The organism is Lutibacter sp. (assembly GCF_041596795.1).
In the GTDB taxonomy this organism is placed as follows: Bacteria; Bacteroidota; Bacteroidia; order Flavobacteriales; family Flavobacteriaceae; genus Lutibacter.
The window spans coordinates 1-6,817 of record NZ_JBFHHX010000158.1 but is presented as its reverse complement, the minus strand read 5'-3'; the positions used below and the strand labels follow the sequence as shown (position 1 = coordinate 6,817).

Annotated in this window: 9 protein-coding genes; 5 read left to right on the top strand and 4 right to left on the bottom strand. The window is 31.1% G+C overall.

From position 1 onward, the window contains the following. The 4 genes from ABY298_RS13935 to ABY298_RS13920 all read right to left on the bottom strand — a co-directional run. Positions 1-1,944, bottom strand: a 1,944-nt coding sequence (locus ABY298_RS13935; protein ID WP_372746671.1) for a penicillin-binding protein, incomplete at its 3' end; no start/stop codon positions are given. Further along, a complete protein-coding gene (locus tag ABY298_RS13930; RefSeq protein WP_372746670.1) occupies positions 1,945-2,277 on the bottom strand; it encodes an FtsL-like putative cell division protein in 333 nt (110 codons plus the stop codon). Further along, on the bottom strand, positions 2,278-3,174 hold the full coding sequence (gene rsmH, locus ABY298_RS13925; RefSeq protein ID WP_372746669.1) for a 16S rRNA (cytosine(1402)-N(4))-methyltransferase RsmH: 897 nt from the start codon (positions 3,172-3,174) through the stop codon (positions 2,278-2,280). It lies immediately after the preceding gene. Further along, complete coding sequence (locus ABY298_RS13920; RefSeq protein WP_372746668.1) at positions 3,161-3,637, bottom strand: division/cell wall cluster transcriptional repressor MraZ; 477 nt, start codon at positions 3,635-3,637, stop codon at positions 3,161-3,163. Before ABY298_RS13920 ends, rsmH begins: the two co-directional genes overlap by 14 nt. A 207-nt stretch (positions 3,638-3,844) precedes the next feature. Between ABY298_RS13920 and ABY298_RS13915 the strand changes: the two genes are divergently transcribed. The 5 genes from ABY298_RS13915 to ABY298_RS13895 form a co-directional block, all read left to right on the top strand. Beyond that, complete coding sequence (locus tag ABY298_RS13915) at positions 3,845-4,609, top strand: alpha/beta fold hydrolase (protein ID WP_372746667.1); 765 nt, start codon at positions 3,845-3,847, stop codon at positions 4,607-4,609. Positions 4,610-4,612: 3 nt separating this feature from the next. Further along, entirely contained in the window at positions 4,613-5,224 is a 612-nt protein-coding gene (gene yihA, locus ABY298_RS13910) for a ribosome biogenesis GTP-binding protein YihA/YsxC (RefSeq protein WP_372746666.1), read from the top strand. A 4-nt stretch (positions 5,225-5,228) separates the two neighbouring features. Further along, on the top strand, positions 5,229-5,918 hold the full coding sequence (locus ABY298_RS13905) for an RluA family pseudouridine synthase (RefSeq protein WP_372746665.1): 690 nt from the start codon (positions 5,229-5,231) through the stop codon (positions 5,916-5,918). A 57-nt stretch (positions 5,919-5,975) separates the two neighbouring features. Beyond that, complete coding sequence (locus ABY298_RS13900) at positions 5,976-6,413, top strand: thioredoxin family protein (RefSeq protein WP_372746664.1); 438 nt, start codon at positions 5,976-5,978, stop codon at positions 6,411-6,413. Then, positions 6,413-6,817: FAD:protein FMN transferase (locus tag ABY298_RS13895; protein WP_372746663.1), on the top strand; the 405-nt coding region annotated here is incomplete at its 3' end. The genes ABY298_RS13900 and ABY298_RS13895, both read left to right, overlap by 1 nt.

The following is a 6,817-nucleotide window of genomic DNA, read 5'->3' as shown; positions in this document are numbered from 1 at the left end:
TCCAACTTCTATTGACTGTTCTATAACTTTTCCTTTACCTTCTAGCTTTACTTTTAACCCTAAATTTTCAAGTAAAGGAATGGCGTCCATTGCCGCCATTCCTTTTACATTTGGGATTGAATTAAGTGCTTTATTTGAATTTGTATAGTATGAATTATAGTTGTTTTCAACTCCTTTAAAAATTGGCATGCGTTTGTTTACCTTGTTAATTGTATGATTTGAAGTGTAAATTTTTTGAGCAATATCTTTAAAAACTGGACCTGCTACATCCGCTCCATAAAAACCAGTTTGAACCTTTGGCTTATGAACCACCACAATACATGAATACAATGGGTTTTCAGCAGGAAAATACCCCGTAAAAGATGAAATATACAATCGGTTTTCTGCCCAATCTGATTTCCAATATTCTGTTCGAGCTGTACCTGTTTTTCCAGCCATTGAAAAATCTTCAGAATACATTTTTTGACCTGTTCCTCTTTTAACAACATTTTTTAAAACTTCCTGAACTTTTTTAATTGTTTCTTGCGAACAAATAGCAGGATTTATAACAGTTTTACCAAAAGACTCTACATGCTTATCCCAAGTTCTAATTTCTTTCACAAACATTGGTTTTACCATTTCTCCATTATTTGCAATAGCATTGTAAAACGTTAATGTTTGCAAAGGTGTTAATTGCAAATTATATCCGTAAGACATTGAAGGTAATGCGTTTTTACTCCATTTTTTCTCACCTGGTGCAGGAATATCTGGTTTTCCTTCTCCTTTAATTGGCAACCCTAACGGATTATTTAAATTCATTCCTTTAATTATATCAATAAATTTTTGAGGATTTGAACCAAAATTTTCTTCAATTAACCTTGCCAAACCAATATTTGATGATACTTCTAAAGCTCTCGCCGCAGATATTTTCCCATAACCTCCACGATGAGAATCGCTAATATATCTTCCGTACATTTTATATCTTCCATCACCAGTATCTACAACCGTACTTGTATCTATAGCTCCAGACTCTAAAGCAGCAACAAAAGCCATTAATTTAAATGCAGAACCTGGCTCATGAGATTCTCCAACTGCATAATTTAAACGCTCATAATATTTACCACTTGAACTTCTTCCTAAATTTGAGATAGCTTTAATTTCACCCGTTTTTGTTTCCATAACAACTACACAACCGTGATCTGCCTCATACAATTCTAATTGTCTTAATAAAGAGTGATGAGCTATATCCTGAATATTTACATTAATTGTAGTAACAATATCATTCCCATTTACAGGTTCAATTTCATTATTATCATTAATTGGTTTCCATTGTCCTTTTGCAATTTTTTGTTTTAATCTATAACCATTTTTTCCAACCAAATAAGATCTATATGCACCTTCAATTCCTGGCGCTCCTCTATAATCATCATAACCAATAGTTCTTTCTGCAACTCTACCTAACGGATGCGCTCTAACTGTAGTTTGCTCTGCAATAAAACCACCTTTATACATTCCTAAATTAAAAATTGGAAAACTTTTTACAGTCATATAATCATTATACCCAAGTCCTCTTTTAATGTACAAATATCTATTTTTTGTGCTTCTGGCTTTTCTTATTTTTGATTCCCAGCTACTTGCCGAACTCCCAAATTTCTTTGATAATTTTTCCGAAAGCGCACGTATATTTTTTTCAAAAACTTTTTCTTCAACAGTATAGGCATCCATTCTAATTTCGTACTGCGACATAGAGGTTGCCAACAAACTTCCGTCATCAGAAAAAACACTTCCCTTATTTGCAAAAATGGTATCATTTCTTAAGGTTAACTGTTCAGAAAGTTCTCTGTATTTTTCACCATCAGTAAATTGAATATCGGTAAGCCTTACTATAATAGCAATAAGAAACAATGTGATTACAATAAACACAATGTATAATTTATTTAATATACCCTTTTTTGAAGCTGCCAATTATTTACTTTTTTTTGATATTACTCTTATTACTTGAGGTGGATTTTCACTTGGTTTTAATTCCAAATCCACAACTTTATTTCTTATTGATGATTCCAGTTTTAACTCCATAAAAGCAGTTCTAGTATCTAAAAATTCAGCTCTTTTTTCGTTAATTTCTTTATTTAAACGTGCTATTTCCATTACTTTTTGGTCTGCACTATGGGAACTTGCAATTATCAACATCATTAAACCAACCACAAACAAAATAAAACGCCAGTTTTTAAAAGAGTCATCACTTACTAGAAAACTCCCTTTTAAAAAACCATATATCGTATCTTTAACAGTTGCCATTTATTTTAAAGTTGCTATTCTTAATTTGGCGCTTCTTGCTCTATTATTTGCTTTTATTTCCTGAAACGTTGGCACAATCATTTTACCAACTGTTTTTAACGGCACACTAATATTTCCAAAAAAATCTTTTTCAGGCTCACCTTCAAACAAACCAGTTTTCATAAAACGCTTAACCAATCTATCTTCTAAAGAATGATAAGAAATTACACTCAACCTTCCTTCTTTATTCAGCAATTCTGGAGTTTGCAATAAAAACTCTTTTAAAACTTCTATTTCCTGATTTACCTCTATTCTTATTCCTTGAAAAATTTGAGCTAAAATTTTATGCTCAACTGCTTTTGGAACAAATTCCGATAAAACTTCTTTTAACTCAAAACTTGTTTTAATTTTTTGCTCACTTCTGGCTGCTACAATTTTTTTTGCAATAGCTTTCGCATTTCTTAACTCACTATATTGAAACAGCACGTTTGCCAATTGCTCTTCATCATAGTTATTTACAACATCAAACGCAGACAACTGCCCTGTTTGATTCATTCTCATATCTAAATCTGCATCAAAACGTGTAGAAAAACCTCTTTCTGCTTCATCAAACTGATGAGATGAAACACCTAAATCAGCCAAAATTCCATCTACCTTTTTAATATTGTAAAAACGCAAATACCTTTTTATATGTCTGAAATTTTGAGGAATTAATGTAAATCGCTCATCATCAATTATATTTCGTTGCGCATCTTCATCTTGATCAAAACCGAAAAGCCTTCCATTTTCGCCCAACCTTTTCAAAATTTCTTTAGAATGGCCACCACCTCCAAAAGTAACATCCACATACACACCATCAGGTTTAATTGCTAAACCATCAACACTTTCTTTCAATAAAACAGGGTTATGATATTCCATCTACATTTCTTTTATTATTACCGCCCATAACATCTTCAGTTAATGCCGAAAATTCATCAGATGATACATTAATAGATTCCTCATATTTATCTTTATCCCAAATCTCAATCACATTTCCCGAAGCCGCCAAAACAATTTCTTTACTAATACCTGCATACGCCTGCAAATCTTTTGGAATTAACAACCTTCCTGCACTATCCAATTCAACAATTTTAATTCCTGCAGTAAAAATTCTTATAAAATCGTTATTCTTTTTTATAAATCTGTTAATACTACTAATCTCATTCATCAACAAATTCCACTCAGCCATGGCGTAAACCTCCAAACATTGCTCATGAACTGAACGTTTCATAACAAACCCATCTTGCATTACAGAAGCAAGCTGTTTTTTTAAAGGTGCTGGCAATAAAAGCCTTAGCTTTGCATCCGCTTTTCCTTCGTATGTCCCTATTAAATTTATCATGAGTTTGTGTAATGAATTCAAAAATAGGAATTATTTCCCACATTTTACCACTTTAACCCACTTTGTTGATAACTTTTACCACTCAAACCCAATTTCAACCTATAAATTTGACATTCAACCCATTAAACAATTAATAACAAGCCTATTTTTAAAAGTTTTTTTTTCGAAAAAAAGACTACCTTTGCAGTTCGCTTAAATACATTATTAATGAGCCAAAATCTTATAAAAGAAGGAAAATTTAGTTATATAGAAGCTGGTGAAGGACAACCAATAATTGTGCTTCATGGGTTAATGGGTGCCTTAAGTAATTTTGATGGCGTTTTTAACTATTTTTCACAAAATGGTTATAAAGTTTTAATACCTGAATTACCTATATATTCTTTACCTATTTTAAAAACAAATGTTAAAAATTTAGCTAAGTTTTTAAAAGATTTTATGAAACACAAAAATATAGAAAGTGCTGTTTTAGTAGGCAATTCTTTAGGTGGACATATAGCCTTATATTTCACAAAATTAAATTTAAAAAGCGTTGATGGATTAGTACTAGCAGGCAGTTCTGGTTTGTATGAAAAATCTTTAGGCGACACATATCCTAAAAGAGGTGATTACGAATACATTAAGAAAAAAACTGAAGAAGTATTTTTTGATCCAAAAGTAGCAACTAAAGAGGCTGTAGACGAAATTTACGCTTCTGTAAACGACAGAACAAAAGTAATTAGAACATTAGCAATAGCTAAAAGTGCTATTAGACATAATATGGCTAATGATTTACCAAAATTAAATACTCCTGCTTGTGTTATTTGGGGTAGAAATGATAATGTTACTCCGCCAGAAGTAGCTGTAGATTTTCAAAAATTATTACCCGATGCTGATTTATTTTGGCTTGATGAATGTGGGCATGCTCCAATGATGGAACATCCAGATAAATTTAATGAAATTCTTCATAACTGGTTGAAGGAGAGAAAAATATAAAAGATGATTATTAAAACCGCTGATTTTGTAATTAGCAATACCGATGTTACAAGATGCCCAAAAGAGCAATTACCTGAATATGCTTTTATTGGAAGGTCTAATGTTGGAAAATCATCACTTATAAATATGATTACAGGCCATAGTAAATTGGCAAAAACATCAGGTAAACCAGGAAAAACACAACTAATAAATCATTTTAAAATTAATGGAAATTGGTTTTTAGTTGATTTACCAGGTTATGGATATGCAAAAGTATCTAAAAAATTAAGACAGGGTTTTCAAGAATTTATAAAGGATTATTTTCTGCAACGCGAACAATTAATTTGTTCTTTTGTTTTGGTAGATTCTAGATTAGAACCTCAAAAAATAGATTTAGAATTTATGGAATTCTTAGGTGAAAACGGTATTCCTTTTTGCATTATTTTTACAAAGTCTGACAAGTTGAAACTTTCACAATTAAACAGAAATATTCAGCTATATAGTAACAAAATGACCAGCACAATTTGGGAAGAAATGCCTCCATATTTTGCTACTTCCGCTACAAATGCCTCTGGAAAAGAAGAATTACTTCAATTTATTGGCGATTTAAATCAAAAGGTTTTAGAAAACTCTTAAAACAATGGCTTCAACCAAAAATACTTTAAATATTTTATTTGAAGACAACCACTTAATTATTGTTAATAAGCAAAGTGGTGATATTGTACAAGGTGATAAAACTGGCGATGCACCATTAAGCGACATTATTAAAGAATATATTAAAGATAAATACAACAAACCTGGTAATGTTTTTTTGGGAGTTGTTCACCGACTTGATCGCCCAACAACAGGTGTTGTTGTTTTTGCTAAAACTTCTAAAGCTTTAGAGCGATTTAATAAAATGCTACGCGATAAAAAGGTAAACAAAACCTATTGGGCTATTGTAAAAAATTTACCTACAAACCTAGAAGATACCTTAACAGGCTTTTTATTAAAAAACCCAAAAAACAACAAATCTACTTCGTATTCTTCTGAAGTAAATGGAAGTAAAAAGGCTACACTGCACTACAAATTAATTAAATCACTAGACAATTATCACTTACTTGAAGTTGATTTAGAAACTGGTCGTCATCATCAAATTAGATGTCAATTAGCCGCAATTGGTTGCCCAATTAAAGGCGATTTAAAATATGGTTTTGATAGAAGTAATAAAGATGCAAGTATTCATTTACACGCTCGTAAAATTGAATTTACACATCCTGTTACTAAAGAAAATATTACACTAAATGCACCAACTCCAAATGACCCTATTTGGAATGCTTGTGAGTTGTAAATACTAAACTAATCTATTTTTCGTTCTTAAAGAACACTACAAATTATTTGAATCAAAATGTTAAAAAAACTTATTTTAAGTACGTTTTTGTTATGCACCATTACAATAACAAATGCCCAAAATTGGCTTACAAATTTTGAAGAAGCCAAAACTATTTCAAACAAGGAAAACAAACCAATTATTCTGGTTTTTCAAGGATCAGATTGGTGTGCGCCCTGTATTAAGCTAGATAAAGAAATTTGGAGCACTCCAGAATTTATTAAGTACTCTAAAGAACATTTTATACTTGTTAAAGCAGATTTTCCAAGAAAAAGCAAAAACAAATTAACTGAAAGTCAGCAAAAACAAAACAACCAACTTATGGAAAAATACAACACACAAGGTTACTTTCCTTTTGTTGCCGTTTTGGATAAAAATGGAAAAATGCTAGGAAATACTGGCTACAAAAAAACTAGTCCAACTGAATATATTAAACTACTTACTTCATTTAAATAATGAAAAAACAACTATTTTTAATTGTAATTCTATGCTCCTCAACACAGTTATTTAGCCAACAAATACATAGAAAAACATTAAAATTAATGGGAAGCCGATTTGACATTTCGGTAGTAGCAAATGATACATTAAAAGCTTCATATTTTATTAACTTAGCTGTTGAAGAAATTACCAGAATTGAAAAATTAATTTCATCGTGGGATCCAAATTCACAAACATCAGAAATTATACGAAATGCTGGAATACAACCTGTAAAAGTTGACAAAGAATTGTTTGATTTAATTGAACGCTCTATAGCAATTTCAAAATTAACTGATGGTGCTTTTGACATTAGCTATGCTTCTATGGATAAAATTTGGAAGTTTGATGGCAGTATGAAAACAATGCCTTCTGAAAAAGAAATT

Coding starts and splice junctions, on each gene's coding strand:
- ABY298_RS13915 (WP_372746667.1), top strand. CDS start 3,845: ATGAGCCAAAATCTTATAAAAGAAGGAAAATTTAGTTATATAGAAGCT.
- ABY298_RS13905 (WP_372746665.1), top strand. CDS start 5,229: ATGGCTTCAACCAAAAATACTTTAAATATTTTATTTGAAGACAACCAC.
- ABY298_RS13930 (WP_372746670.1), bottom strand. CDS start 2,277: ATGGCAACTGTTAAAGATACGATATATGGTTTTTTAAAAGGGAGTTTT.
- ABY298_RS13900 (WP_372746664.1), top strand. CDS start 5,976: ATGTTAAAAAAACTTATTTTAAGTACGTTTTTGTTATGCACCATTACA.
- rsmH (WP_372746669.1), bottom strand. CDS start 3,174: ATGGAATATCATAACCCTGTTTTATTGAAAGAAAGTGTTGATGGTTTA.
- yihA (WP_372746666.1), top strand. CDS start 4,613: ATGATTATTAAAACCGCTGATTTTGTAATTAGCAATACCGATGTTACA.
- ABY298_RS13920 (WP_372746668.1), bottom strand. CDS start 3,637: ATGATAAATTTAATAGGGACATACGAAGGAAAAGCGGATGCAAAGCTA.